This is a genomic window from Moraxella sp. VT-16-12 (genome assembly GCF_002224245.2).
Taxonomy (GTDB): Bacteria; Pseudomonadota; Gammaproteobacteria; order Pseudomonadales; family Moraxellaceae; genus Moraxella.
This window is the reverse complement of record NZ_NKHK02000028.1, coordinates 1-958: the sequence shown is the minus strand read 5'-3', so window position 1 is coordinate 958 and position 958 is coordinate 1. Positions and strand designations below refer to the sequence as shown.

Genomic DNA, 958 nt, shown 5'->3' with positions numbered 1-958 from the left:
GAGAGGCGACGACCAAAAACAAAAATACCTCTTACTCGAATTTGGGAACTTTGAGCAAGAGGCAAATGAAAAACAAGAAAATGCATTATCTGATTATTATTCTTTCAAGGACTAGTATAACATAAAATCGTCTACAAATAGACAAAAAACCTGCACGCTTAATGTAGATCAAAAGCTTAACGCAAATGAAATAGATTGACCTCCCAATAACACCACGTAGTTATTGGGAGGTCAATCTATGAAATGCGATTAAGCTTTTTCTAATTCACATAAGCGTGCAGGTTTAAAGTACATAAAAAATATAATGAAAAAAAGCATCATTATACTAACGTTATACCAACATTATACTCTCATTATACTAATTGCTTATTCCAATTTCCTATTGGTTGGAACCAACAGGCGTTAGTGTGTTGTTGAGTTGGTACTTTCATGGGATTAATCCCATGAAACCCCCAACCAACTCGCCAAAGCTTTGGCTAACACACACGCCATTCCAACCAATAGTTTTCTCGGCATAAAGCCATGCTCTGACGCTTAAATGCACTAATGCCTTAAAAAAACATTAAAGTCTAACACACTAGACTTATTTACTTCGTAATTAAGTCGTTAAACCGTGTGCTCTACGACCAAAAGTATAAAACCTTTAAGAACTTTCTTTTTTCTTGTAAAAAAAGAAACTAGATAAATCTCTCATATCTTTTATTCAATAATCGCATCAGATTGCAGTATAAATTTAACGATCACTCATCATGTTCATATTTATCAGAGCTCGTGCTATAATTATACTAATTTTATAAGGAGGAAAAAATATGGGCATTTTTAGTATTTTTGTAATCAGCACAGTTCATTATCAACCAAACAAAAAATAAGTGGTTATAATGAATCGTTAATAAGCAAAATTCATTATAACCAAATTAAAGAGGGTTATAATGAACGAGAAAAATATAAAACACAGTCA

The 958-nt window shown here is 32.3% G+C and carries 2 protein-coding genes; both read left to right on the top strand.

The window, feature by feature from the left end:
- A partial coding sequence (locus CEW93_RS10595; RefSeq protein ID WP_186727973.1) for a replication/maintenance protein RepL occupies positions 1-115 on the top strand: 115 nt, incomplete at its 5' end.
- Positions 116-809: 694 nt separating this feature from the next.
- On the top strand, positions 810-869 hold the full coding sequence (gene ermCL, locus CEW93_RS10590; RefSeq protein ID WP_002497446.1) for a 23S rRNA methylase leader peptide ErmCL: 60 nt from the start codon (positions 810-812) through the stop codon (positions 867-869).
- The last annotated feature ends 89 nt before the right edge of the window (positions 870-958 follow it).